Source organism: Dyella sp. (assembly GCF_036746095.1).
Classification (GTDB): Bacteria; Pseudomonadota; Gammaproteobacteria; order Xanthomonadales; family Rhodanobacteraceae; genus Dyella_B.
Genome location: NZ_DAIOEU010000026.1, coordinates 20,098 through 47,040 on the forward strand (window position 1 = coordinate 20,098; position 26,943 = coordinate 47,040).

The 26,943-nt window shown below is 63.0% G+C and carries 19 protein-coding genes; 7 read left to right on the plus strand and 12 right to left on the minus strand.

What is annotated here, in order from left to right:
- Positions 1 to 132: 132 nt before the first annotated feature.
- Complete coding sequence (locus tag V7M64_RS12070) at positions 133 to 1,059, minus strand: chemotaxis protein (protein ID WP_333679396.1); 927 nt, start codon at positions 1,057 to 1,059, stop codon at positions 133 to 135.
- 160 nt (positions 1,060 to 1,219) lie between these two features.
- On the opposite strand from V7M64_RS12070, the gene V7M64_RS12075 reads away from it, so the two are divergent.
- From V7M64_RS12075 to V7M64_RS12095, 5 genes are all read left to right on the plus strand, one after another.
- A complete protein-coding gene (locus V7M64_RS12075) occupies positions 1,220 to 2,530 on the plus strand; it encodes a methyl-accepting chemotaxis protein (RefSeq protein WP_333679397.1) in 1,311 nt (436 codons plus the stop codon).
- A 185-nt stretch (positions 2,531 to 2,715) separates the two neighbouring features.
- Complete coding sequence (flgA, locus tag V7M64_RS12080) at positions 2,716 to 3,390, plus strand: flagellar basal body P-ring formation chaperone FlgA (RefSeq protein ID WP_333679398.1); 675 nt, start codon at positions 2,716 to 2,718, stop codon at positions 3,388 to 3,390.
- 101 nt (positions 3,391 to 3,491) lie between these two features.
- Positions 3,492 to 3,803 (plus strand): flagellar biosynthesis anti-sigma factor FlgM, encoded by a 312-nt coding sequence (gene flgM, locus V7M64_RS12085; protein ID WP_333679399.1) that lies wholly within the window; start codon positions 3,492 to 3,494, stop codon positions 3,801 to 3,803.
- A 12-nt stretch (positions 3,804 to 3,815) separates the two neighbouring features.
- Complete coding sequence (locus V7M64_RS12090) at positions 3,816 to 4,262, plus strand: flagellar protein FlgN (protein WP_333679400.1); 447 nt, start codon at positions 3,816 to 3,818, stop codon at positions 4,260 to 4,262.
- 78 nt (positions 4,263 to 4,340) lie between these two features.
- Positions 4,341 to 5,627, plus strand: coding sequence for an HDOD domain-containing protein (locus V7M64_RS12095; protein WP_333679401.1), 1,287 nt, complete (start codon positions 4,341 to 4,343; stop codon positions 5,625 to 5,627).
- Positions 5,628 to 5,766: 139 nt separating this feature from the next.
- Here the strand turns inward: V7M64_RS12095 and V7M64_RS12100 are convergent, their stop codons facing one another.
- The 3 genes from V7M64_RS12100 to V7M64_RS12110 are packed head-to-tail and all read right to left on the minus strand — an operon-like array spanning position 5,767 to position 8,186.
- Entirely contained in the window at positions 5,767 to 6,393 is a 627-nt protein-coding gene (locus V7M64_RS12100) for a plasmid pRiA4b ORF-3 family protein (RefSeq protein ID WP_333679402.1), read from the minus strand.
- Positions 6,362 to 6,895 carry a TonB family protein gene (locus V7M64_RS12105; RefSeq protein ID WP_333679403.1) on the minus strand — a complete coding sequence of 178 codons (534 nt, stop codon included), beginning with the start codon at positions 6,893 to 6,895 and terminating at the stop codon, positions 6,362 to 6,364. The genes V7M64_RS12100 and V7M64_RS12105 overlap by 32 nt, the downstream gene beginning before the upstream one ends.
- A gap of 7 nt (positions 6,896 to 6,902) precedes the next feature.
- The gene (locus V7M64_RS12110) at positions 6,903 to 8,186 is read right to left on the minus strand and encodes an acetyl-CoA C-acetyltransferase (protein WP_333679404.1); all 1,284 of its coding nucleotides are present in this window, start codon (positions 8,184 to 8,186) and stop codon (positions 6,903 to 6,905) included.
- 173 nt (positions 8,187 to 8,359) lie between these two features.
- Here V7M64_RS12110 and V7M64_RS12115 point away from each other — a divergent pair, with 173 nt between their 5' ends.
- Both V7M64_RS12115 and V7M64_RS12120 read left to right on the plus strand, forming a co-directional pair.
- The gene (locus V7M64_RS12115) at positions 8,360 to 9,496 is read left to right on the plus strand and encodes a hypothetical protein (protein ID WP_333679405.1); all 1,137 of its coding nucleotides are present in this window, start codon (positions 8,360 to 8,362) and stop codon (positions 9,494 to 9,496) included.
- 134 nt (positions 9,497 to 9,630) lie between these two features.
- On the plus strand, positions 9,631 to 12,117 hold the full coding sequence (locus V7M64_RS12120; protein WP_333679406.1) for an EAL domain-containing protein: 2,487 nt from the start codon (positions 9,631 to 9,633) through the stop codon (positions 12,115 to 12,117).
- A 42-nt stretch (positions 12,118 to 12,159) separates the two neighbouring features.
- Here V7M64_RS12120 and V7M64_RS12125 read toward each other — a convergent pair whose 3' ends face one another.
- The 8 genes from V7M64_RS12125 to V7M64_RS12160 form a co-directional block, all read right to left on the minus strand.
- Positions 12,160 to 13,182, minus strand: coding sequence for an HDOD domain-containing protein (locus tag V7M64_RS12125; RefSeq protein ID WP_333679407.1), 1,023 nt, complete (start codon positions 13,180 to 13,182; stop codon positions 12,160 to 12,162).
- Between the two features lie 413 nt (positions 13,183 to 13,595).
- Positions 13,596 to 15,533 carry a M61 family peptidase gene (locus tag V7M64_RS12130; RefSeq protein ID WP_333679408.1) on the minus strand — a complete coding sequence of 646 codons (1,938 nt, stop codon included), beginning with the start codon at positions 15,531 to 15,533 and terminating at the stop codon, positions 13,596 to 13,598.
- A gap of 240 nt (positions 15,534 to 15,773) precedes the next feature.
- The gene (locus V7M64_RS12135) at positions 15,774 to 17,315 is read right to left on the minus strand and encodes an amino acid permease (protein WP_333679409.1); all 1,542 of its coding nucleotides are present in this window, start codon (positions 17,313 to 17,315) and stop codon (positions 15,774 to 15,776) included.
- A 205-nt stretch (positions 17,316 to 17,520) separates the two neighbouring features.
- A complete protein-coding gene (locus V7M64_RS12140) occupies positions 17,521 to 17,937 on the minus strand; it encodes a DoxX family protein (protein WP_333679410.1) in 417 nt (138 codons plus the stop codon).
- A gap of 176 nt (positions 17,938 to 18,113) precedes the next feature.
- Positions 18,114 to 19,382 carry a sterol desaturase family protein gene (locus V7M64_RS12145; protein WP_333679411.1) on the minus strand — a complete coding sequence of 423 codons (1,269 nt, stop codon included), beginning with the start codon at positions 19,380 to 19,382 and terminating at the stop codon, positions 18,114 to 18,116.
- A 149-nt stretch (positions 19,383 to 19,531) separates the two neighbouring features.
- Positions 19,532 to 21,847 (minus strand): TonB-dependent receptor, encoded by a 2,316-nt coding sequence (locus V7M64_RS12150; protein WP_333679412.1) that lies wholly within the window; start codon positions 21,845 to 21,847, stop codon positions 19,532 to 19,534.
- A gap of 828 nt (positions 21,848 to 22,675) precedes the next feature.
- A complete protein-coding gene (locus tag V7M64_RS12155) occupies positions 22,676 to 24,967 on the minus strand; it encodes a family 20 glycosylhydrolase (RefSeq protein ID WP_333679413.1) in 2,292 nt (763 codons plus the stop codon).
- 51 nt (positions 24,968 to 25,018) lie between these two features.
- Entirely contained in the window at positions 25,019 to 26,854 is a 1,836-nt protein-coding gene (locus V7M64_RS12160) for a glycoside hydrolase family 9 protein (protein WP_333679414.1), read from the minus strand.
- Positions 26,855 to 26,943 lie beyond the last annotated feature (89 nt).

Consider the following 26,943-nt stretch of genomic DNA (forward strand, 5'->3'; position numbering starts at 1 on the left):
CTTGACAAGGCCGTGCAAACCGCATCGCAAAGCCATTTGCAGCCAGTTGCACCAGCTGCGCATGATGTGCGGCGACGTTATACCGGCGCGCCGGGACGGATTCCCGACATCACCGCTGCGGCGCAGGCGCCGTCAATTTGTTGACGGGTCCATCAGCTCGAGCACGGTTTTCGCCAACAGATCGGGCTGGAACTTTGCGATGAAGCGATCGGCGCCGACGTCGCGTACCAGGGTCTCATTGAAGACACCGCTTAAAGAACTGTGCAGCACCACTTTGAGTTGGCGCAGCGCGGGCGTTTCGCGGATCGCACGCGTCAACGCGTAGCCGTCCAGGCGCGGCATCTCGATATCGGAAATCACCAGTGCGACGCGTTCGCCATCGTTTTGCATCATGCCGGTAAGCAGCTCCAGCGCTTCCTGGCCGTCCTGCGCAATCACGCATTCGAGGTTGACCTGCTTGAACAGGTGGATCAGGCGCCCGCGCGCCACCACCGAATCGTCCACCACCATGATGCGGCGCGTGGGTAGCTGGCGAAGCCCGGCCTGCTGTTGCAGATGCGGCGAGATCTCGGTTGCCACCTCTTCGATGCTGGCCAGCACGTGTTCCACGTCGACCACCGCCATCAGCTGGCCGTCGATGCGGCTCACTGCGTTGACGCGATTGCCGAAGCCCAGCGTCACCGACGGCGCCTCCAGCGATTCGCCGGTGCAATGCACGATGCGCTGGAAATCCGCCACCAGGAAACCCTGCATGGAACGGCTGAACTCGGTCACCACCACGTGCGCGGACGCTACGTCGGTCAGCGGCGGATAGCCCATGGCCAGGGCCAGGTCGATCACCGGAATGGTTTTGCCGCGGTAGTCGAAGCTGCCTGCCAGCCACTGATGCATGCCTGGCAGCTTTTCCATCGCCGGCTTGCGCAATACCTCGCGCACCTTGAACACGTTGATGCCGAACAGCTGCTTGTCGCCCAGGCGAAACAGCAGCATCGCCACGCGATTGTGGCCGGCCAGGCGGGTGTGGCTTTCCACGCTGTCCAGCAGTGTGGCGGTGCTCATGCGGTTCCTGGATGCAATGTGGGACATGCATGTATCGGCGCGAGGTGTGCCGACTTGAGCCGCATGCCAACCACGGAACAGCGTGGCACATGCTTTGCTTCCTCAACTTTCGACCTTTCCCGCCGATGTCTGAAAACCCATCAACGGAACTCTTTTGTCTATGAGTCTGATCCGCAGCCAGCATCTGGCCGCCTTGATCCAAGCCGCAGTGGCTGGCAACGAGGCTGAAGTCGCACGCTTGCGCCACCAGCATCCCCGTGCGGCCAAGCTGCTCGAGCCGGTGTTCGCGCGCCTGGCGCCGCGTGCGCCGGCCGTGGTGGCCTTGCAGTCGCTGGAGCAACAAAGCCTGGTACTGACGCATGCGCAGGTGCTGCATCGCGAGCAGTCCGCCCTGGAACAATCGATTGGCGAAAGCCGCGACAGCGTCGGACAGTTGACGGACGGCAGCGCCGGCATGTCGGCCACGCTGCAGCAGGCGCAGGGCGGCGTCGAGCAAGCGGCCAAGGCCGGCGAGCAGAGTACGGCCAATGTCAGCGAACTCAACGGCCAGCTGCGCCTGCTGCGCAGCGCGTTGTCCGCGATGAACCAGAGCCAGAGCCTGCTGACCGAGCAGGTCGCGCAAATTCGTGCGCTCACCACCAGCGTGCAGGACATCGCCCATCAAACCAACCTGGTCGCCTTGAACGCCGCGATCGAAGCGGCGCGTGCCGGCGATGCGGGCCGTGGCTTTGCCGTGGTGGCGGACGAGGTGAAGCAGCTGGCTGAGAAAACCGCGCAGGCGACGGCGGAGATCGAGACCGTCACCAGTTCCATCGGCGAGTTCTCGCTGCAGATGAACGGCAACGTGCAGCAGAGCCTGCAACGGTTGGAGCGTGCACAGACCGGCGTCAACGCCACCGAACGCACGTTGCAGCAAGGCAGCGAAACACTGCAGGGCGCAGGCGAGCGCTTGCGTTCGCTACGCGACAGCCAGGATGGTTCGCACGTGCGCGCCACCGCCTTGAAAGCCACGCTGGGCGCCTTGCAGCGCCGCGCGTATGAAACGCGCCGCCATGGCGAGGCGCTCGGCCGTGCGGCGGCGCTCGCGCATCGCCTGTGCCTCGGCTGGCTGGAAGGCGAAAGCGGCAACGACACGGCCAGCCTCAGCCTGACTGTGCGCGAGTCGGTGATCGGTTTGCGCCAGAGCATGGAACTGGCGCTGCAGGAGCCCACCTCGCTCGATCGGCGCTGGTTCGATACCGATGTGTTGAAGCGCAGCCTCGATCGGCTTACGGCACGCTGCGGCAATGGCCCGTCGAGCGCCAGCCTGCATGCATCCGCTGCACGCTTGCGCGAACACGGCGAGGCGTTTCTGGAATTGCTCGGCAACGGGCAGTTCGAGCAGGCCGCGCAGATGTCGGAGAAATTGGAGAGTGAGCGCGAGGCGATCAATAGCCAGCTGGCTTTGATTCTGGCTGGCGAGGGGGCATGAGGTTTTTGCCGGCTCGCATGCTTTCCTTACCGTCATTCCGGCGAAGGCCGGAATCCAGTCTAAATATGCGTCCGAAGGACACATTATTAGTTTTGAGTGCTTCGCACAGCGTATTAAAACTGGATTCCGGCCTTCGCCGGAATGACGACAAGGCAAGAACGAGCATTGCGCGAAACCCCACTGCTTTGGCAGCAGCATCGCTACTAGCACTCATCACCCCAGCCCACGCCGACACCACCGCCGCCGACCTGCGCACCGCCGCCGAACAAGCCGTCCGCACGCAATACGGCACGGCCGGCAGCCGGGTCGTGATCGTGCCGACGCGGCTCAACCCGCGCTTGCATTTCGCCACCTGCCCGCATGCCTTGCAGACACGCCTGCCGATGCGCCAAGGCATTCCCTCGCGCGTGGCCGTCGCGGTCAGCTGCGCCGGCGCTCCGGGCTGGAGCATCCAGGTACCGGTGCAGATGCAGGTATTCCGCAACGTACTGGTCACCAGCCATCCGATGGCGCGCGGCGACATCCCCGGTCCGGGCGACGTGCATAGCGAAGAACGCGACGTGGCGCGGCTCGGTTATGGCTATATCGAAAGCCTCGACCAGATCCTCGGCCACTCGCTGGGCCGCCCGCTGATTGCCGGCGTGGTGTTGGAACCGGGCGACTTTGCCGGCCGGGAGACCGTGCATTCCGGCGAGGATGTGGAACTGGTGGCCCAGGTGGACGGCATCGAGGTGCGCACCCATGGCATGGCCCTGGATGGCGGGGACACCGGCGCCCGCCTGAGGGTTCGCAATGACAATTCCGGCCGAATTATCAGCGGCGTAGTGATCGGAGAAGGCCAGGTGAGGGCCTTACCTTAACGTTGGACGAACCTACATACTGAAGGGCGATCGGCGCATTCAAGTTTTCCCGGACGCCGCCGATACCCTTACCGAGGTACATCGAGAGAACGCCAAGAACCATGAATACAACCATCTCGTCCAATGGCTTGCCGCAGCTCCCGCTCGCGACGACCAACGCCGAAAACGGCGCCGCCCAGACCGCCACGGCGACCCCGTCGGCCAGCTCCTCGGTTTCGCAGACTGACGACAGCGTGCATCTGACCGATTCGGCCCGTGCCCTGCAGCAGGCCAGCAGCGCCAACGCGCCGGTCGACACCCACAAGGTGGAGCAGATCAAGCAGCAGCTGGCCGCCGGTACCTACCAGGTCAACCCACACGCCATCGCCAGCAGCCTGGTTTCGCTGGAAGGCCAGATCGGCGGCTCCAAATAAGAAACCCATGCCATGAGCCCGAACCTGCAGGCTGAACTCGGTGCCGCACTGCGCGCCGTCCTGGACGAGATGAGCGCGACTACCTCGCAGCTGATCACCGTGCTGGACGAGGAACGCGAAGCGCTCAACGTCGCCGACGCCAACGCGCTCAACCGCTCGGGCGAAGCCAAGCAGATGCTGATGCGCCGGCTCGAACAACTCGACGTGGAACGCCTGCACCTGTGCAGCACATCCACCGAGGCCGCGCAGCAGGTCGAGACGCAATGGCAGGAATTGCTGAAGTCGCTGACGGTTTGCCGCGACAAGAATCAACGCAACGGCGCGCTGGTCGGGCAACGCCTGGCGCAGGTACGGCGTGCGCTGGCGGTGCTCACCGGCAGCGAAACGCAAACCGGCACCTACGGCCAGAACGGCGCGCTGCAGGACACGCATCGATCGGTGCAGCTCGCGCAGGCATGACGCTTTTCCGGGCACCGTGATGCCGGTGCCCATCTCGTAGCAGTCGTTCCACCACAAAAAAAGTTCGGTATTCATGCCATGACGACGAGTACAGCCGCCTCCGCCACCAAGCCCTCGGCAAACGACGCCGGCACGCTCAGCGACATGCTGCTGCCGGTGGTGCGCAGCCCGATGCTGGACCGCGAAGAAGAGCTGTTCGCCTACGAGTTGATCTTTTACCGGCAGGGTGCCGGCACCGATGCCGACACCACCCTGGTGGGCGGCGTGCTTTCCGGCATCACCGACGGCGCGATCACCCGCCTGGTGCGCGGCAACCGCGCCTTCATGCGCCTGCCGCGCAAGTTGCTGCTGGAAGAAACCGACATCCTGGCGCACACGCCGCGCCTGGGCGTGATCGTGCATCCGATCTATGTGCGCGACGCGGCCGTGTTGCAACGTTTGCAGCAACTCGCGCTGCGCAAGTGCCCGCTGTTGCTCGACCTGGGCGACGCCGATCCCAATGCCAGCGAACCGCACAGCGCACTGGAACCGCTGCTGCGCCTGGCCAGCTACGTGCGCCTGGATGCCAAGGCACTCGATGCCGATACTTTGGCCAGCCGCTGCAAGCAATTGTTCGAGCGCGGCATCGGCGTGATCGCCGGCAACGTCGATGACCACCCTACCTATGCACGCTGCAAGGAACTGCCGTTCCAGGCGATCCAGGGCCGCTACCTGCTGGTGCCGCAACAGATCGAAGTGCCGGTGCTCACGCCCAGCCGCCTCAGCATGCTGCGCTTGATGAGCGCACTGCAGGACAGCAACGCAGGTCCGGTGGAACTGGGCGACATCATCCGCGACGACGCCGTACTCAGCTACAAGTTGCTGGGTTGCGTGAACTCCGCTTATTTCGCGCTGCCGCGCCAGCTGAAGTCGATCCAGCAGGCAGCCATCTTCTTCGGCGTGGCGCGCCTGCGCAACTGGATCTACACCATGGCGCTGGCCAGCACCGACGACCGTCCGCCGGAGCTCCTGCGCACCGCGCTGATCCGCGCGCACATGTGCGAAAAGCTGGCGCAGGGCATGCCGTCCGGCCAGCAGGAAATGGCCTTCATGGCGGGCCTGCTGTCACTGCTCGATACGCTGCTGTGCGCGCCGATGGAATTCGTGCTGAGCCATCTGCCGCTGGCGCCGGAAATCCGCGATGCGCTGGTGGAAGACCGTGGCCCGTTCGCGCCCTTGCTCGAACAGGTCTACGCATGGGAAGCCGGCGATCTCAAGGGCGCACACATGCATCCGCAGAACATCCGCAAGATGGCCGGCGCGTATTACGCGGCCACGCAGTGGGCAGACCAGGTGTATTCGTTTGCGGAGCAACGCCCGCATTGATGGGCGCCCACCTTTGCAATCACATGGACGCGCCTCCGCTCCGATAAGGCCTCTCGGGCCAGCGGAGGAGAGTAAAACTGTTCACCGTCATCATTGGGCGAGGGCGAGTCCATGTGATTGCCCAAACCTGCCCTGCTCCTTAAAGGAGCCGAATACCCGCCAGTTCGCGGTTGATCTGTTTGAGATCGAATTCCTCCGGATCGAAGTCGCCGCCCCATTCGAGCATGTCTTCATGCTCTTCGTGCGATGGGTCACCGATAGCTTCAAGATAATTGGCATAGCCCCACGGGCCACCAACATCCTCGGGCGGACATGCACGCTCGCCATCCACACAGAAAGGCAAACGCCTGGCGGGATCGAGCTTGTCGACTTTGTTTACCTTGATGGCGTGGCGCCAGTCATCGCCAAAATCGTAGGTGTACTCGAAGCTTCGCTTCGTACCCAACGCATCGGGCAGCGCCACCCCGGCTTCGCGCCGCCCGTCACCACCATAGCGAGTGCCGTCGAAGGCGAAGTCATGCATGTGCCCGTCGTCCCAGCCCATGGCAATCTGCAATACGTGATGCAGCACCGGCAACTTGATGGAAGCCGGCACGATCACTTCGCGCCAGATAGCCGGTTCAATATCCAGTAGCTGGATATGCAAGCGGTAGGCAATGCCCTGATCTTTGGCAGTTGTTGAAGTGTTGCCGCGTATTGACGACATGGCATCCTTACAAAATAGGGGTATCAAATCAGGGCATTTGCGCCAGCGGCGCCAACTCACCGGTAAAGCGCATCGGCAAATCGCCACTCAATCCCTGCGGGTGATCCGGCGGCACGGCAAAGCGCCAATGCCGCGCAATGTCCATTGCGTTTGCATCGAGCACGTCGTCGCCGCTGGTTTGAGCGATGGAAGTAGCGGTCACCTGCCCTTGTCCATCGACGGTGACGTGCAGCACCACGTTGCCTAGCGCATGGTTTTCCATGCGTGAGGTCGGTACGGACGAGGTGGGCGTGGCGATCGGAACAAGCGTCACGCTGGAACTCATAGCCACCGCCGGTGCGGCAGCGACTTCATCTTGTGCAGGGGTGTAGCGCGGCCGCGCAACCATTACCACCGGCTTGGGATGCGTGATGCGACGATGCGAGGGATGCGCGGTCAGCAGCGGACCGGTTTCCGGCGGCGTGGCGCGTCCTGCCGTCATGTCGCTCAGCCACTGCGTACCCGCCGCCCCGATGGCCAGGGCAAGCAAACTCAACGTACCTGTGACGCGCAAGCGGGGCATCGGGAAATCAGCGTTCGAGAATCGCCACCACGCCCATGCCGCCGGCGGTGCAGATGGAAATCAGGCCGCGGCCGGAGCCTTTGTGTTCGAGCAGTTTCGCCAGCGTGGCGACGATGCGCGCGCCGGTGGCGGCAAACGGATGCCCCACCGCGAGGCTGGAGCCATGCACGTTGAGTTTGGCCGGATCGATGCTGCCCAGCGGCGCATCCAGGCCCAAGCGGTTCTTGCAGTAATCGGCCGACTCCCACGCACGCAGCGTGCACAGCACCTGCGCGGCAAAGGCTTCATGGATTTCGTAGAAATCGAAATCCTGCAGCGTGAGGCCATTGCGCTTGAGCAGGCGCGGCACGGCAATGGTGGGCGCCATCAGCAAGCCCTCGCCGTGCACGAAATCCACCGCCGCCGCCTCGGCGTCGCGCAGGTACGCCTGGATCTTCAAGCCGCGTTGGGTTGCCCACGCCTCGCTGGCCAGCAGCACGGCCGCCGCGCCGTCGGAAAGGCCGGTGGAATTGCCGGCAGTGAGGGTGCCGTGGCCGGAGCGCTTGTCGAACGCCGGTTTCAACCCGGCCAGCTTGTCCATGCTGGTGTCGGGGCGCAAAAAACCATCGCGCTTGATGCCGCGGAACGGCACGACCAGGTCGGCAAAGAAGCCGGCGTCATAGGCAGCCGCCAGCTTGCGATGGCTGTCCAGGGCGAGGCGATCCTGTGCCTCGCGGCCGATATGCCATTCGCGCGCCATCTTTTCGCAGTGTTCGCCCATCGACATGCCGGTGCGCGGCTCGGCCACGCCGGGAAACGAGGGCTTCAGCTCGCTCAAAGAAAAACCGCGCACGGCGGTTTGCAGCTTTTCCAGCGGGGTCTTGGCGCGATTGACCGCCAGCAGGCGCTTGCGCAGGCGTTGGCTATAGACGATCGGTACGTCGCTGGTGGTATCGGAGCCGCCGGCGATGCCGGCCTCGATCTGCCCGGCGGCGATCTTGTTGGCGATAAGTATGGTGTTGTCCAGCGAGGTCCCGCAGGCGCGGGCAGTGGTGATGCCCGGCGTGGTGGGGGCCAGGCCGGAGCTGAGCAGGGCCTCGCGGGCCAGGTTCCACTCCGAGGAGTGCCTGATCACCGCCCCCATCGCCACTTCGCCCAGTTCCATGCCGTGCAGCCCGAAACGCTCGACCAGCGCGCCCAGCACCTTCACTGACATGCCAAAGTTGCCGACGTCCGCATAGGCAGTGTTGTTGCGACAGAACGGGATGCGCACGCCGCCGATGACACCAACGCGCTGCTGCGTGTTTTCCATAGCCTTGAATGGGTCCCGATGCACCGATCCAGCAAGGCTAACCCGCGCGGCGCCCCGGCGGAACCCCGCACGGACGCTCGATCAGCGAATGTTAGACTTGCTGGCTGTTTCCCATACACGTGCTGCGTGTCGAAGGTATGTCTCGACAGCATCAGGCCTGAGGTATCGATCACGTGGAATCCGCCAGCTCACTCGTCGCCCTGTCCATCGTCCTGGCCGTGGAACTGTCCCCCGGCGAGCATCCGCAACGCCTGAGCTTGAGCCGCGACGAAGCCGCCGACCTGGCCGCCCTGGTGGCGGATGACCTGCACACGCTGGTGCCCGAGGTCGCCCAGGCGCGGCTGGCCCTGGGCGGGGCGGTGTTCGATGCGGTGGAGCTGCTGCGCCCCGGGTTTCCAGTATGGGCAACGCTCGACGAGCTGGCTCGCCGCGTGCCGCGTGGCCCACTCGGCAACGTGGTCGCCTTTGGCCACTACGAAGGCCGCATGCCGGCCCAGCCGCTGGAACCGGAGCCTGCTTACGCCGATGGCCCGATGCGGCTGCTGCCGCTGAGCCTGCTCGCCGCCGAAGAGATGGCCGATGCGCTATCGGAGCGCCTGGAAGTGGAACTGGTCGGCCGCGGCGAAGCCGGTGCGCGCACCGCCGACTGGCTGATGCGTACGTTCGGCGTCCGCCTGGAGCATGCACGCTATCTCAGCCGCAACGACCTGCTTGCCCTCACCTGCGTGCAATACGAGCACGTCAACCTCGCGCCGCTATGGCAAGTGCTGGAAGCGGCGATGCTGACGCCTTACCGGCCCGAAACCACCTTGAGCGCACGCGGTCTCGCGCTTCGCTATGCCGATGGCAAGGTGTGGATGCAATCGCCGGCGCAATGGCTGGCGGCACAAAGCGGCGAGATCGCCGAACGCAGCCACGCGTTTGCCGGCGCCGTATTCGAATTGCGCCAATACGCGGCCTTGTTGCAAGCCCATGGCGTGACGCTGCAGCTGGAAGGCGATGCGGTCACGGAAGGATCGGGCTGGCTGGTCGAAACCGTGGCACCGCCCGATCCCGCCTATGGCGCGCCGACCCTGTTCGCGCACGAAGCGGCCGGCCTCGGGGTGGTGGCCGTCACCGTGGCGCAACGCGGCTCGGCGGGACGTGCCAGCGTGCTGGCGCATGGCTATCCACTGCGCTCGGCGGCGCTCGGATCGCTGCTCTCCGTGCTGGCAGACCGGTTTGGCGCGGCGAGCGATCTGCATGCCTTGGGCAAGATCCAGCTTGATGAGCGCGGCGTGCTGGCGGCACCTGCCGTTGCCTTGCATTGAAAGCAGGCGGGGTGCATCCCGCCGCCCGTGCACCGGAAATTCCTGACCAGGCTGCTGCGCCACGCCGTCCCGCAGGTGCAAACAAAGCACGATCCGGCGCATGATGTGCGGACTCACGGCCGCACCGAAACCGCATGTCCAAGGTGACGCATCCCGCCGACAGCCATCCGTCCGGCCACGAATCTGGCCAGGATCTGCTTGCACACGTCGTGCAGGGCGTGCCTGCGCTGATGACCTACATCGATCCGCGCGAATACTTCGTGTTCGCCAACGAGGCACACCGCCGCTGGTTTGATCTCGATCCGGCCCAGATCATCGGCAAGCCGGTCAGCGACGTGCTCGATCCGGAAAGCTATCTGCGCGTGCGCGCTGCCTTGCTGCAGGCCTTGGGCGGACATGAGGCCAGCTACGAAGGGCCACTGTTCAATCGCAGCCAGGACCGCTACGTGCACGGCAGCTTCACGCCGGATCGCGACGAACACGGCCGGTTGCGTGGCGTCTTTACCGTATTCACCGACATCACGGAACGCCACGCGCTGGAAGAGCAGCTGCGCGAAAGCGAGCAGCGTTTTTCGCAGGCGTTCCAGCACGCCGCCGTCGGCATGGCGCTGGTGCTTCCGGACGGCCGCTACCAGCGCGTCAACGAGGCGCTGTGCAACATGCTCGGCTACACCGAGGCGCAGCTGCACACGATGACCTGGCGCCATGTGACGCATCCGGATGATCTGCCGGTGAGCGATGCCTTGGCGGCACAGGTCATCAGCGGCCGGCGCGAAGCGTTCCAGACTGAAAAGCGCTATATCCATCGCGACGGGCACGTGGTGTACGTGCTGCTCAGCATCTCGCAGGTGCGCAACGATGCCGGACAGCTCAATTACCTGGTCAGCCAGGTGCAGAACATCACCAAGCGCAAGCATTACGAAGAGGCACTGTTCCGCGAACGCCAGCTGGCCGAAGTGACACTGAATTCGATCGGCGACGCGGTGATCACCACCGACGTGGCGCTCAACGTCACCTCGCTCAACCCGATCGCCGAGGCGATGACCGGCTGGTCCAGCGCCGATGCCAAAGGCAGCCCGCTCGACGATGTCTTCCGCCTGCGCGACATCAACAACCGCCAGCCGCTCGACAACCCGCTGCGCCAGGCGATGCGGCGCAACGTGATCGTCGACTTCAGCGGGCGGGCGATCCTGCTTCATCGGAACGGTTTCGAGACGCCGATCGAAACCTCGTCGGCCCTGCTGCACGATCACACCGGCACCGTGACCGGCGGCGTGCTGGTGTGTCACGACATCAGCGAAAACCGCACGCTGGCGCTGAAGATGATCCAGCTGGCCCAGCACGACACGCTGACCGGCCTGCCCAATCGCACTCTGCTGTATGCGCGCATCGAGCAGGCCACCACCATGGCGACGCAGCGCCATCGCCAGTGCGCGCTGCTTTACCTGGACCTGGATCATTTCCGGCGCGTCAACGACACGCTTGGCCATGGCGTGGGCGACCAGGTGCTGCAAGCGGTGGCGCAGCAGATCCGCGGCGTGCTGCGTGATAGCGAAGACATGGCGTTCCGCTACAACGGCGACGAATTCGTGGTGTTGCTGCCGCGCGTGGATGATGCGGACGAAGCCGCCAGCTTCGCGCGCAAGCTGCTCGATGCGTGTGCGCAAACGCAGGTATCGCATGTGCCGCCGCTCGAGCTGCGCGCCAGCATCGGCATCAGCCTGTTCCCGCGCGACGGCATCGAACCGGATTCACTGGTGCGCACCGCCGATGCGGCCATGTACGAAGTGAAAACCCAGGGCCGCGACGGTTACTGTTTCTACGCGCCGGAAATGAGCCAGCGTTCGGCCGCCAGCCAGCGCATCGAAAACGTGCTGCGCCACGCGCTGATGCACAACGAGCTCAAGCTGCAATACCAGCCCAAGGTGGATGCGAAGCTGGGCCATATCGTCGGCGCCGAAGCGCTGCTGCGCCTGTACGTGGATGGCAAAGAGATGTTCACGCCGGACCAGTTCATTCCGGTGGCCGAAGATACCGGCCTGATCGTTTCGATCGGCACCTGGGCGCTGCGCGAAGCCTGCCAGCAGGCGCGCACCTGGCAGCGCGAGGGGCATCCCATCTCGATTTCGGTCAACGTGTCGCCGTTGCAGTTCCAATACGCGGGTTTCTACGAACGGCTCGACGGCATTCTCAACGAGACCGGCCTCGACCCGAGCCTGCTGGAACTGGAACTCACCGAACGCACCATGATGAGCGGCGGCGACGGCATCATCCGCCTGCTGCGGCGCATCCGCCAGCGCGGCGTGCGGCTGTCGCTGGATGATTTCGGCACCGGCTACAACAGCCTGTCTTATCTCAAGCATTTCCCGGTCGACGCCTTGAAGATCGAGCGCGCGTTCGTGCGCGACATCGCGCAGGATTTGGAAACGGCGGCGATCACCCGCGCCATCATCGGCATGGCGCGCAGCCTCAACAAGGATGTGATCGCCGAAGGCGTGGAGACCGAAGTGCAAAGCGCGTTCCTGCGCGATGCCGGCTGCTCGCACATGCAGGGCTTCTTGTTCGGTGCGCCGATGCCGCCGGAGAAGTTCGAGGAACGGCTGGCGGCAACCAACGGCTGACCTTGCCGCTCCGATGCCGGGATTTCATCCCAGCTACGCGTTCTACGTTCGGAACACCCTGCGCAGTTCCTGCTGCGCACGCTCCACCAGCACTTCCGGCAGGCGATCCGAACGCACCGGCGCCGGCGGCGTGGCGCGGTCGATCACATGGTTGTCGGCCAGCATCTGGATCATCGCCAGGTGGTCGGCGGCGAGCAGCGCATTGCCCAGTTCGGTGACGGGTGCCTTGCCGCGCACCTCCAGCCGTTCGCGCAAGGCCACGATCACGTTCGGCGGCAGCTCCCAATGCTTGCCCGCGCGCAAGGTGAGATGGTTGGCCAGGTGCACGAAATTGAGCAGGAAAGCGCGGCTGAAAACCCCGAGCGTGGGCGGCGCTTCCTGATCGAGCACACGGATCATCGCGCCGACGCCCGCATTGCAGACGATGCCGGCGAGATACGCCTCGAACGGATCGCCCTGGCCGCGCGCCAGATACGTGCTGACGTGCGCACAGCGTTCCGCGTGATCCCACAGACGCTGGCCCGCCGAATGGGCGAGCATGCCCGCGCTGGCCTGCAGGATCGGTTTCATCACGTGCTGCGTCACCATCTGGCGCAGGCCGTCGTGGCCCAGCAGTACCACCGCATGCTGCAGGCTGCTGATCGGCCGCGCCGTGCGATAGTGCGCGCTGCGGCTGACCCGCATCACTTCACCGACCAGTACCGGATCGCGCCCGATCAATTTGGCGACCTTGGTGCCGTCGGAACTGTCGCTTTTGAGCAGGCGCAGCAGCTGCGGCAGCACCTCCGGCAAACGCGGCAAGGTGGTGATGTCGAAACGATCGCCGCCGCACAACTCGTCCAGCCGGCGCAGCATCACCTGTTCCTGCGGCCGCATCTGCGCCGCCTCGGAACCGGGCATGCCCAGTACCAGGCGGTAAAACCAATCCTGGACGTCCGCGCTGCCCAGCGCCGGGACCGGCTCCTGCGGCTTGCTTTCTTCCGGCCACGGCAAGACCACGCTGAGACGCGGCCGCTCTGGGGCCGGCTCGTCCGCTGCAAACAGTCGCTTCCAGAATCCGCTCATGTCCCGCCCAGGCTTGTCCCCTTGGGACAGATATCGGCAGGAGTCGGCGGGGCTTGATGGGGGTAGCTTCCTTACACGTCCTGGCCGGGGAACCGAGAAGCTTCAGTTCGCAGGACGGGCGCAGTCCCGGCGGCTGGATTTCATGGAAGCCAGGGGCGCTTTTTCATCCAGGTGCTACTTCCAGGACAGGTTGATCGTGCGATGCGTAGCAGCGCAATCCCGCAGATAGAGATTGATCAAGCTCTGGTAAGGAATGCCGACCTTCTCGGAAATTGACTTGAAGTAGTCAATGGCGTCCTCATCCCACAGCGTAATTACACGTCAAGGACAGTGAAAAAAGGCCGGGATGGCATCCCGGCCTTGCTACGAGTGTCGATGCCGGGATTTCTTCCCAGCCTACAAACACGTCTGCGTTACTTGCTGCGCGGCTTCAGAATGTCGTCGAGCAGATCCTTGCCGTCTGCTCGCACCAGGTGCGGATAGCGCAAACCCTCGTGGTAATCCACCTTCACCGTGCTGTACACATCCACGTTCTTCACCAGCAGCTCGATCGGTGCCGAGGATGTCTTGGCGGCGGTGATCGCATCCTTCATCGCGTCGGTGGAGAAGTCGCGCCCGTTGACCGCGACGATGGTCAGGTTCGGCACCAGGCCGGCCTTGAACGCGGGACCGTTCCATTGCACGTCGCCGATGCGGCCTTTCTGGTTGACGGTCAAGCCGATCGAATAGGCCAGGTTCATGCCGTGGCGAATGCCCTCCCACGCTTTTTCTTCGGCATTGGGCGTGTCGTTGTAGACCAGCTTCCAGCCGCCGCGCTCGATACCGTGCTCGGGCAGCTCGTTGCCGGTGTACTCGAGGCGGTCGCGCAGGAATTTCGTCCAGTCGAACGGCTGCACCTGGTTGAGCGTGCTGACCACGTCGTCGAAGGTGTAGGTCTTGGTGACGTAGCTGCCGTTGTCCATGCCATAGAAAGCATGCGCGAAATCATCCAGCGAATGCTTGCCGTTGCTGAGTTCGCGGATCTTGGTGTCGACGTCCAGCCACAGCAGCTGGCCTTCCGGATAGAAATCGGTATCGCGGATCCAGTTGATCCAGCTTTCCGAACCGTAATAGGTGAGCGGCGCGGCATCGGCGGTGTCTTGCAGCGAACGCCAGGCGCGCCCCGTGCGATAGCTCATGGCGCCGGCGATGTTGGCGATGGAGTCCCGATACTGCTCCGGCGTCCACAGGCCTGCACGCGCGGTGAGAATGCCGCACCAGTAATCGGTGAGGCCTTCGTACACCCACAGCAGGTCATCCTGCATCGGCACGTTGAAGTTGGGCGTCCACAGATCCGCCGGGCGGCGGAATTTGCCGTTCCACGAATGCACCATTTCGTGCGGCATCAGGCTGGCGGCCACCAGGTGCATGTCGTCGTCGGTGAAGAAATCTTCCGGCAGGCGATCATCGCTGGACTGGTGATGCTCCAGGCCGAAGTGGCCGGTGTGGTCCGACAGCGTCAGCAGGAAATCGTAATGGCTGTAGTGATGCGCGCCGAACAAATCGTTGATTTGCGCCACCACGTTGCGCTGCTGTTGAAGTTGCTTGTCGGTGAGCTTGACGGCCTTGGCCGAATCACCCACCACGTTCAAGTGCACCGGCGCACCGCCCTTGGGGGTGAGGTCGACGCGGTTGAAGTGCGCGCCGGCGATCAGCGGCGAATCGACGAAGTTGTTGAAGCTCAGCGGCTTGAAACGAATGGTGTTGCCGGATTGGTTGTCCACCTCCAGCGCGCTGCCGAATTTCCAGCCTTGCGGCAACTGCACGCTCGGCTGGATCTGGATCTGGCGCGTGTAGTAGCCCGCCGGATAGAACGCCACCTGGTTGAACTCCATGTCCACCACTTCGGGCGAGGTGGAAACGCTTGCCCCGAAGTTGCTGCCTTCGCCCTCGCCCGGCGAGAGGAATTCGAATTCCAGGTCGAGCTGATTGGCATCCTGCGGCACGTCCACGTGGATCGCGTACATGTCGCGCAAGTCGCGGCGCCACGACAGCTGCTTGCCATTGGCGCGAATGATCAGGCCCGATACGTTCGACACCGGGCCGGAGGGCGCGTGTTCGCCGGGAATCCACTTCGGATAGAACAGCGTGAGCGAACCCGGCTTGACCGGAATGGTTTCGTGCGAACGGAAAATGCGCTTGGCGGCATCGGTGAGATCGACGTTGACGGTCAACATGCCCGCGTAAGGCTGATCGACCGGTGCCGGCACATTGCCGGAAAATCCATCTTGCGCGGCGGCGATGGCGGACCAGGAACAGGCCGCCATCACGGCGGCGGCAATCACGCTGAAACGCAGGGCTTGGGATTTCACTCGACAACTCCGGCAGGCGCCGCCGAGCGGATGGCCCGCAAGGACAGCAGAGGATAGTGACCGCGCAACAGGCGGATTGCCGGCGATGTTAGAGCGAAGACCCTACGCGACTTCCCCTGCCAGAGGTCATGTTGTCAGGTTTTCAAGCTGCACGGCGAAGTGCAGTCATGGCTGTCGCATTGCATCACGCAAAAGCCTGCGATTGCCTATTCCTGCACTGCACGCCGCGCGTGGGTTGGGTTATTTCTGCTCGATCCGGCTATGCCGCATGCCATAGCCGAAATAGATCACGCAGCCCAGCGCCATCCAGATGATGAAACGCTCAAAGGTGATCCACGGCAAACCGCCGATGCGCTGCCAGCCATGGGCGTCCGACCACGGCACGCCAAAGATCAACAGCAGCGAGAACAGCACGCCAAGCGGCGACACCAGCGCCAGGGCCGGCGCACGGAAACTGCGCGGCACGTGCGGCTTGCGGATACGCAAGACCAGCACGGCCGTGCAAATGATGATGAACGCACTGAGCGTGCCGATGTTCACCAGCTCCGCCACCTCGCCGATCGGCAGCAAGCCGGCTACCAGGGCGGTAAATACGCCGAGGATCACCGTCGGCCGCGCCGGCGTGCCGAAGCGCGGATGGATATGCGCGAACCACGCCGGCAACAGGCCATCGCGCGCGAGCGCAAACCAGATGCGCGCGGCGCCAAGCATGAAAGCAAACAGCACGCTGGTCACGCCGATCACCGCGGCAACGGCAATGGTCACGCTCAACCAATGCAGGCCGATGGATTCGAACGCCTGCGACACGGAGGCATCGCCGCCCAGGTTGCTGTAGTGCGTAATGCCAGTCAGCACCAGCGACACCGCGATGTACAGCACCATCGCCACCGCCAGCGACAGCAGCACCGCGCGCGGCAGATCGCGTTGCGGAAATTTCGCTTCTTCCGCCGCCGTGGTGAGCGTGTCGTAGCCGAACACGGCAAAGAACACCACGCTGGCGCCGGTCAGCACGCCGGCCCAACCAAAGTGCCCGATGCCCTGTGCATCGACGATGCGCGCGGGAATGAACGGCTGCCAGTTCGTCTTATGCACGTAGAACGCGCCAACCAGCACCACCAACAGCACGCCGATCACCTTGATCGTCACCACCAGCGTGTTGAAGCGCGCGCCCCATTCGGTACGAATGGTGAGCAGCGCCGCCACCAGCAGTGACACGGTAGCGGCGATCACGTTGAACCGGTGTCCATCGCTCGGCCCGGCGATCGCCTGCCCGCCATGCACGCCGAACACCTGTTGCAGGTAGTACTCCATCGTCTGCGCGCTCATGCTCTGCTGTGCCCATTCCGGCAGATGGATACCCGCCGAGCCGAGCAACACCTGCACGTAGCCGGACCAGCCGATCGCCACCACCGCCACCACCAATGCATATTCCAGCAGCAGATCCCAGCCGATGATCCAGGCGACGAATTCGCCCAGCACCGCATAGCCGTAGGTGTAGGCGCTGCCGGTGACCGGAATCAGTCCGGCAAATTCGGCATAGCACAACGCCGCGCACGCACTGCCCATGCCGGCGATGATGAAGCTCAACGCGACGGCCGGCCCAGCGTTCGCAGCCGCCTGCTGCCCCGCCAGCACGAAGATGCCCACGCCGATGATGCCGCCGATACCGATGGCCGTGAGCTGCCACAACCCCAATACACGGCGGAAGTCGCCACGCCGGCCTGCTTCCGCCTGCAACTGTTCGACGGACTTGTGGCGCAGCATCCTGCTCAGGATACCCATCGGCGGCTCTCCAAAAACGAAAGCGCCGATCATAGCGAAAGCAAACGGCCGGGACGGCTGCCGGAAGGGATATCCGACACGCCCTTGATGCTGCAGTGCAACGGCAGCGCACGTTGGGTTTGCGTTGCGCTACCCGACGTGACCGGGCCCAAAGCGCTGCCGGGTCATGGCGCGCTAACCCGGCCTGTACCGCCCTGGCGACGCTTTACCTTCGATCCAGCGAAAACTTTCCCGGGCCGGTCAGGCATAGCAACAGCAATCCGCCGGCAATGCCCATGTTCTTGTAGAAATGGATCATCGTGTCCAGGCGCAACCCGCCGGTCAGCGCCCAGAACCGGTGGCCGAGCAAGGCGGTGATCACGGTATACAAGCAAAGCGCGAAGGCCAACGGCCGCGTGTAGAAGCCGAGCAGGATGGCCACGCCCACCACCAGCTCCATGAAGAGCGCAATCAACGATGCCAGCGTGGCAAACGGCAATCCCACCGATTCCATGTAATCGGCCGTGCCGGAAAAATTGAGAAACTTGTCCCAGCCGAAGATCACGAACAAGGCCATCAGCAATATGCGGGCGATCAGCAGCAGAACGTCCCTGTAACGTTCGAACAGCGATGTGTAACGCATGATCATTCTCCCGTGGAGAACACACACGCCCGGCCGGGCAACGCCAAGCCAGGCGGACCCTCTGGTGCACACTATGGAACAAACCGATGCGGGTTCCAACACATGGCGAAGCAAATTTCACGACCCGTTTCGCATCGCTGCACCGTAGGTCGGATAAGCAAAACGCGAACCCCAATCTACAGTGGCTGCGTCATCCGGGTGCGAGCCGAATGGCGCGCGTAACCCGCCAGCAGCAATAGCGCGGCCGCACCCATGCCGAACGCCGCCACAAGCGCCGTGACGATGCGCGCATCCAGATGCGCGGCGCCGAACCAGCTCCCGCTGATGGCCACCAGCGCTGCCGTTCCCGCTGTGCGTAACAGCTCCAACCATGTGCCGATTCGACGCGCTTCCAGCAACAAGCCCATCGCCAGCAAGCTGTACACCAGGTACGCCGCATAAACTGCCGCGGGCATCCATGCCATCTTCGGCGCGGCCTCCAGAAAATTCACGCCAATCAGCAGCAACACGCCGAATTGCACCAGGCAATAAGCTTTCAGCGCCCGCGATATCGGTGGGTTGTAGCGCGCATGCCGGATATCGAAATCCGGCTTGGGAAAACGCGCGGCCACGTCCGCGGGCCGCCAGCCCGGCGGCTTGATCCACACGCGCAGCTTGTCCAGCCAACCGTGTGCATGCCAGCTGTCCTTGAGCATCGCCCCATACACTTCCGCGTTCGCCCACAGCGGATTCCAGCTTTGCAGCGGCGCGCGCGTGCCGTAGACCGGCGGGTCGTCGTCGTCCTCCTCGACGAAGCTGCCGAACAGGCGATCCCAGACAATCAGGATGCCACCGTAATTTCGATCGAGATAACGGTCATTCACCGCGTGATGCGCGCGGTGGTTGGAAGGCGAGCAGAACACGCGATCAAACCAGCCGAGCCGGCCGATCACCTCGGTATGCACCCAGAACTGGTAAAGCAGGTCGATCAGCGCGATGACGGCAAACACTTCGGTGGGATAGCCGAGCAGTGCCATCGGCAGATAGGCCATCCACCCCAGCAGAAAACCGCTGCCGGTCTGGCGCAGCGCGGTGGTGAGGTTGTAGCTCTCGCTCTGGTGATGCACCACGTGCGCGGCCCACAGCACGTTCACTTCATGGCCGAGGCGGTGCAGCCAGTAATAAAGCAGGTCGTAGATCAGCAAGCCACTGATCCACACCCAGATGCTGTTTGCCGGCAAGCTCCATGCGGACAGGTGCGCCGCGCACCAGCCATAAATGCCGATGGTGAACAGCTTGGTAAACACGCCGACGATCTGCGAAATCGTGCCCAGCCCCAGGCTGTTGATCGCATCGTTGACGTAGTAGACGTCGCGCTTTTGCCACTTCGCGACCAGCAACTCGATGCTGATCAACACGAAGAAACCCGGTATGGCCCAGGCCATGATGCGTTCGGGCGTGATCATCGTGGCCGCGTGCCTCCCCAAGGCGTGAAGCGCCTGGACAGCAGTATATCGAGGGCACCGGCAGATGAGGCGCGGCTTTCATGCCGCTTTTCAGCGCCTTTGGACTGCTCCCTGCCTAAGCAGGGAGCAGTCTTTCATCTTCAAGCAGATCAGAACTTCGCGTTGATATTGAAGAAGTACTGGCGCCGCGCACCGGCCTGCAAGGTCTGGTTGTAGCCATTCGGATCCGACGCCACGTAGCCGTTGGTACCCGTGGTGGCGAAGTAGTGCTTGTTGGCCAGGTTGGTGATGTTGAAGCCCAGGCTCAGGTCCTTCAGGATCGATACCGCGCCGATGTCGTAATTCACGCCGGCGTTGAACAACCAGTACGCCGGCACCGACGAATCGTTGATGTAGGTGATGTAGCGGCGGCCGGTGTACTTGCCATCGATGTTGAAGGTGAAGCCATCGAGGGTGTAGCTCAGCGCACTGGTGAACATCCACACCGGCGTGCCTACCACGTACTTGCCGGACGTCTCGACCACGCCATTGTCCAGGTAATTGTTCTGGTATTTGGAGTTGTCGTACGACAGCGTGTTCAACCAGCGCATGTGCTCCATCGGCTTCCAGATCAACGCCAGGTCGATACCCTTGCTCTTCACCGAACCTACGTTGTTGATGATCGCCGAGCACGTCTGCACCGCACTGCACGGCGTAACCGCCAGCAGGCGATTGGTGAAGTGCGTGAAATACGCATCGGCCGAGGCTTCAAAGCCGGCACCTTGCACGCGATAGCCGAACTCGAAGGTCTGCGATTCTTCCGGCTTCAGGCTGGACTTGGCGTTGTCGAACGACGTCTGCGACTGCGAGAACGGCAGGAAGCCGTACGCCGCCATGTTCTTGGTGTAGGACGCATACACGTCCTGGTGCGCATCGAGCTTGTAGTCGACACCGGCCTGCGGCAGGAAGTTGTCCTTGGCGGTGACCTGGCCGCCAGAAAGCGCACTGGTCGGCACCAACGCCTTGGCTGTGGTGGCCACGTCCAGTGCCTTGGTGCCGATGTTCACCGTCAGGCGATCATCCATGAAGTGCAGCGTGTCTTCGATGTAACCCATGCGCGTGGTGGTTTGGTAGTTCTGCAGGAAGCCGCGCAGGAAGGGTTGTTCGGAATCGTAGAAATCGCTGAGGAAGGTGTACTGGCCATTCAAGTAGAAATAGTTGCGTTCCTGGTTGGTGTTGGCGTCTTCCACCCATGCGCCGATTTCGATGTCATTGTTGGCGATGTTGAAATTCAGCGACGCCGTGCCACCGGTGCGGTCCAGGCCGTAGTCGGTCGTGCGCATCGCAATCGGCACGGTCGCCGACGATGCCACATACGGCGTAGCCCACTGGCCTTCGCCACGATCGCCGTGATAGTAGGTGCCGAGATTCAGCGTGGCATTGCTGCCCAGGGCGAACTGGCCGCTCAAGCCCACCAGGTTGTCGCGGCGGATGCCGCCGCCGGCGTAATAGTTCACATCGCCTTTGTCGTAGTTGGCCGGCAGGCCATTCAACGATGCGGGATAGGCGCCCTTGCCCTGGATCGCCAGCGCGGTCTGCACGGCCGACGTCCAATCCGGCTGCCAGTAGTCGTAGTTCCAGCCGAGTATGCGCTGGCTGGTCAGCGACAGGTCCTGATAGTCGTATTCCTTGCGCTTGGAGCTGTCGACGAACAGGCTGACGCGGTTGCCGTCGCCCCACTGGTACAGGCTCTTCAAATTGACCTGGTTGTCGACCTGGTCGCCATAACCCTTCCACTTGCCGGTATCGGCGCGATTGAACGACACATACATGGAATAGCCGTGGAAATCGCCGCTATCCAGGCGCACGAAGGTGCGGTACGTGCTATCGGAGGCAACCGCCTGGCTGACGCGCGCTCCCGCCACCGGATCCGGATCGGCCGAATAGAACTGCACCGTGCCGCCCAGGTTGGTGCTCGACGGCGTACCCAGCGCACCGGCACCCTGCGCGATTTCCGCCGCGCTCAGGTTGTCGCTGGTGATGGCGCGCGTAACCTGCAGACCGTTGGTCACGCCGTAGCTCATGTTGCCCAGCGGGATATTGTCCAGCGTGAAGCCGAGGCGGCTCTGGTCGAAGCCGTGCAAGGTGATCTGTGTGGACCACTCATACGCGCCCCACGGATCGGACGACTGGAAGTTCACGCCCGGCAGCTCGTCCAGTGCCTTGAATGCGCTGCTGCCCGGCGGCAGCGCCTTGATGTCCACGCTGGACACGCTTTGCACCTGGATGGTCTCGCCCGGCGCCACCACCGAGATGGCCTCCAGCGACTTGGCCTTGCTCTTGTCGGTGACCGAAGCATCGGCAGGCGCTGCAGCGCCAGCTGTAACACCAGTGTTGTCGGCCGCGAAAACCGCCGCGCCATGCAATGCCGCTACAACGGCAAGCGCCAAGCCGGACATGCGAATCGAGATATGACGAACAGACATTCGGAAATATCCTTTGCGCAGCTAGCCCTGCAGCAGGCTGCCGCATCATGTGTTTATGGATTCGGGACAGAAGAGAACGCCGCCCCTGGACGGCGCGGCGTTAAGTGTTCATCACATAGATGAAAGGGGTTTTACAAAAATATGGATGAAATAGGCTTTCCATATGTAAGGCATGTGTCGTGCATATTTCATCGCCGCTTGCTGTGCGAGCTGGCGGACAGCAATTGCGCATCATTTGAGTAGCTTGCGCACAGCGGTCACGCGTGGCCTGTCCTTTCGGGACACCGTCCGAACACAAAGACATGTCGAACGCATTCGCGCAATGCCGTGGATAAATCAAGCAACCACGACTAGCCATCCGTAACAGCGCGGTGCCTGCACGTGGCGCAAGCCGACATCATTCTGGCAGCCACGACCATTGCACCCTGGCAGACGCCGACCGCGATGCTTATTACGCGGACGCATTGCAAAGATCCGTAGCGCGCTGGGGTTCCGTGATGGGTCCCTCTCCTGTGACAGCAGAGGAGGGTTCGAATGGGGTTGCTTGTGCTTTAGCGCGCGCTCGCACCCCGCCCTGGTCCCATGTTCCGGGCCCAAGCTTTTCCGATTGCCAGAAACTTTCGTTGGTCATTCCGGCGAAGGCCGGAATCCAGTAAAAAAATGACGTGCGTAGCACACGGCACAATGATTTTGCGTGCTTCGCACGATGTACTCAACTGGCTTCCGGCCTTCGCCGGAATGACGAGCATTGGATCCGAGGCGATTGAACCCCTCAAGTCCATTGAACCTGGCTCTGCCCCGCAAGCAGGGAAGGGAACAGCTTTTTACTCACGGTCTGGTTTTATCCTTGCCAGCAGGTACCAGCGATACCCGATCGAAGGCATACAACGGCCCATCGGTCGGTGCGGTGAACACCAGGCACAAAGTGTGTGCGCCATGCTGTGCCGGAAGTGTGGCATCGACTGCGAAACGCCGCGCACTGGCCGATGGATCGGGCAGCGGCGCTGTCGCCAGCACTGGTCCATCGCAACGATCCAGATGCGCAACGAATTCACCGTAGGGTGTGCTATGCGGCCGCGACAACACCAGCTTGATGTCGTGTGCAAGCGCGTAGTTGCGCTCCAGCCTTGCCACTTCGACGTGAATCGAGGCGATGCCATCCAGTGGCGCGGCCGGATATTGCTGGCACGTATCGAAAACGTTGACGGCGTAGACCGGCGTCATGCTGGTGGCATCGGGCATGGGTTGCACGTGCAAACGGAAATCGCTGCCCGCGCAATTGGTGAGTTCCAAACCCGCGCGCGACAGCAGGTGGCCGCGATCGATCACGCGCGTGCGCACAGTAGCCAGGGTCTCGCCGTCGTCCGCATACACCGCCGCCTTGATCGTGGCCGGCCATGCCACGGTGAACGGCTTGCCATACAGCGCAGCATGGCGGTCCGGGGTGCTGCCATCCGTGGTGTAGCGGATGGCGCCATAGCCGGCCTGGTCGGAAAGCGTCACTAATGCTTTGCCGGTTTTCAACGCGGCATTGGCGTCGAACTGGATGGCCGGCGCGAAGGCGCTATCGGCGGCGTCCACATGCTGCGCGGCATAACGTTGGAACTGCGCCGGCAGCCGCGCAAGAAAACCTGTCCAGTCGCGGGAAGAAGCCGGCGACCATGCCACTTCGCTCAAGGCGTCCAGGCGTGGGAAGGCGGCATGCTCGACGTGGCGCATGCTCGGCATGTGCTCGGTCCATATGTTCGCTTGCACGCCCAGCACGTGCGCGGCCTGCGCGGCATTCAACACAGCAGGAATGGGCTGGAAGCGATAGACGTCTTGCAGGCTGCGCACCGGGTCGCGGCCGGCCGCTTCATCGGGGAGGTTGCTTTGCAGGCTGTCCAGATAAAGATCCGGCGCGGGCGACATCACTACGTCATGACCCAGCTTGGCCGCCTTGATCGCACCGTCCGTACCACGCCATGACATCACGGTGGCATCGGCCGGCACGCCGCCGTCGAGGATTTCATCCCAGCCGATCAATCGCCGTCCATGCGCCGACAGGTAACTGCCGATGCGGCCGATGAACCAGCCCTGCAGCGCATCTTCGTCCTTCAGATGCAGCGCGTGGATTTTTTCCTGGATCGCGGGCGAAGCTTTCCATTGATCCTTGATCGCCTCGTCGCCACCGACGTGGATGTAGTGCGAAGGGAACAGGGCCAGCGCTTCATCCAGCACATTGTCGATGAACTGGAACGTCGCATCGTTCACGTTGTAGAGATAGGGATTCACGCCCCAGTCGACCGATACCGATGGACGCTTGCCGGTAACGCCGATTTCCGGATACGACGCCACCGCGGCCTGCGCGTGGCCCGGCATGTCGATTTCCGGAACGATGGTGATGTGTCGCACCGCTGCATATGCCACCACATCACGGATCTGGTCCTGTGTGTAGAAGCCGCCATAACGCAGCGGTTCGCCATCGTGTCCGGCATCCGGCGGCGTGCGCCACGCGCCAATACGCGTGAGGTCTGGATAGCGCTTGATCTCGATGCGCCAACCCTGGTCGTCGGTGAGATGCCAATGCAGCACATTGAGCTTGTGCTGGGCCATCTGGTCGAGCAGCGCCTTGACGTCGTCCACGGATTGGAAATGGCGCGCGGAATCCAGCATCACGCCGCGCCAGGCGAAGCGGGGCCAGTCGCTGATATGCAACACGGGAACTTGCACGTCGCCCTGCTGCGCGTTCTGCGTGAGGAGTTGATAGAGGCTGACGGCACCGTAAAACAGGCCGGCATCGTCATGGGCCTGGATACGAATGCCTTGCGGCGTGACATCCAGCGTGTAGCCTTCCGCGTGCGAGGCCTTGGCACTGCGCTGGAAAACGATGGCGCGATCCGACGAAGCCTCTTTCACTTGCAAATGGGTGCCGCGAACACGGGCCACCAGATCGGCGAGGTACTGCGCCGAATCGTGGGCAGCCTGATCATTCGCAGGAACGACGATGACCGTGCCATTGACGACCTTGAACGCGCCATTCGCCTGCTGGAGTTGCGCGGGGAGCGGGATCAGCGATACAGGCGTGGCGTGGGCGAAGCCACACCAGGTCAGGCAAAGCAATAAGGCGGCGAATCGCATGCGTTTTCCTGTTGGATGAAACGAAGACCGGATGTGGGTGGGTTAGCGCATTCAATCATGCGGCAAGCTCACCGCATACAAATACCATGCATCGTGCGGCAGCCATTGCTCCGTCCAGCGCCAGTCATCGTCGCGTCCGGTCTGCGCATAGCCGAGGTTGAAGGCAATGCCGTCTTCGTCATCCAGGCCCGCCGTAATGCCGTTGATGATCGCGCCCGGCGCGCTCGTGTACTCATAGGAACGGAAGAACATGTATTGCGCATTGCGCTGGCCGCTACCCATCAGCATGCTGGTGTCGTACGGATTGCGGCCGAGTATCCAGTGCAGCTGGTTCCACGCGTAGTCTTCCAGCTTCGCCTGAAACGCGGGATCACCCGAGAACAGCGGCTCGGCCATGCGCGTCGCGGCGGCCAGGGAGGCGATGCGTGCGTTTTCGCCCTGCCACCACGGCGCGGCTTCCGAGTCGTGAGGGAAGAAGAAGGCGGTGCGCAATGTGCCGTTACCCATACGCACGAACTGGCGGGCATAGCCGAACGGGTTGTTGACCTCATCGGTCACGTGCAATTCGTAGCCTAGCGAGTGACGCACCGCATCACGCACCGCCGATTGCTGCGCGGGCGTGGCAATCAGATCGTATTCGAGCAAGGCCACGACGGGCAGCCCGGCATCGGTCGGATGGAAAAACGGGCGCGTTCCCGCGTCGGCGCGCCAGTAATCCGTTTGACCATCATGCGTTACCAGGCGCGCCATCAAGCTCTGCGCGCGACGGTCGGCCGCCTGCCGCCAGGCTTCATCATGGGTGGCGCGATAGAGTTCGGTTGCCGCCAGCAGCGCACAGTAGTCGTCGACGATGTTCTCGACGCCATCGTTGAGCAGTTCCTTGTTGTGCGCATCCAGGAAGCGATACGCATCCTCCGCCGCACGCAGATAGTCCTGCCGGGTGAAGTCACCGGTGGCAGGCATCGTGCTGGCCAGCGCCAGCGCGGCAATCGCCACGCCGCCGCCGGCACGGAAGCTGGACTCATAGGCGTGGGGACCATGCGGTGGCTGCTCGATTTGCGCGCCGGCATCACCGGCGCTGCGCTTGATCTGCGTACGCCAGTTGGGATCGCCGATGCGGCGATCCTGCGCAAGCTTGTCTTTGCCCGGCGCGTCGATCGATTCATAGAAGGAGCCGTCCGGCCGCTTGTCGCGCACCAGAAAATCGGCGCCGAACAAACCTTCGTCAAGCAAGCGGCGCAGATACTGGCTGAAATCCGGATCATGCCGCGCTTCAAGCTGCTGATAGCTGCGCAACAAGCTCCAGGCCACCAGCGGCAATTGTTGCGTGTTGAAATACGACGTCAGATTCTGGTGCGACAGATGGATGCCATAGTCGCCGGTGGCGTCGTACCAGCCACCATGGATATCCAGCGTAGCGGGCTTGCCATCCGGACTCGCCAGCCGGCGATCTGCCTTGTCCATCAGTCCGCTGGCGCGCTGGCCCTTGAAGTAATAGATGACGTTGGAGAGCGTGTTGCGCTCCAGTACGTTGTCCTGGATCAGGAATTCGTCGGAGCGGATGCAGGCGTCGTGATTTTTCAGTTGAAGGACATAACGGCCCGGTGTTTTCAACGCGGAGAAATCGGCACGCCAGTAGTGCTGCTTGCCCCAGTTATGCACAGCGCCCGTGTCCTGCAACGAGCCCGTATACGCCGGCTTGCCGGTACCGGCGTCGATTACCTCGAAATCATGTAGCGCCTGCCCGGCGTCGGCCGAAATGATTGCCTGCTTTCCGGCTGCCCGTTCGTAGCCGACCTGATCGACCAGAATCGTCGGCGCTGCCGCCCATGACTTCAACACGCAGGAGGCAAGGCAAGCCACGATCAACTGTGCAACAAACTTCATTCGGCAACTCCTTGAGGCAATCGCCACCCTTAAAAAAAATGGACCTGGCAAACCATCACCAGGTCCTTGGCGGGGAAGAAGAAACCTGG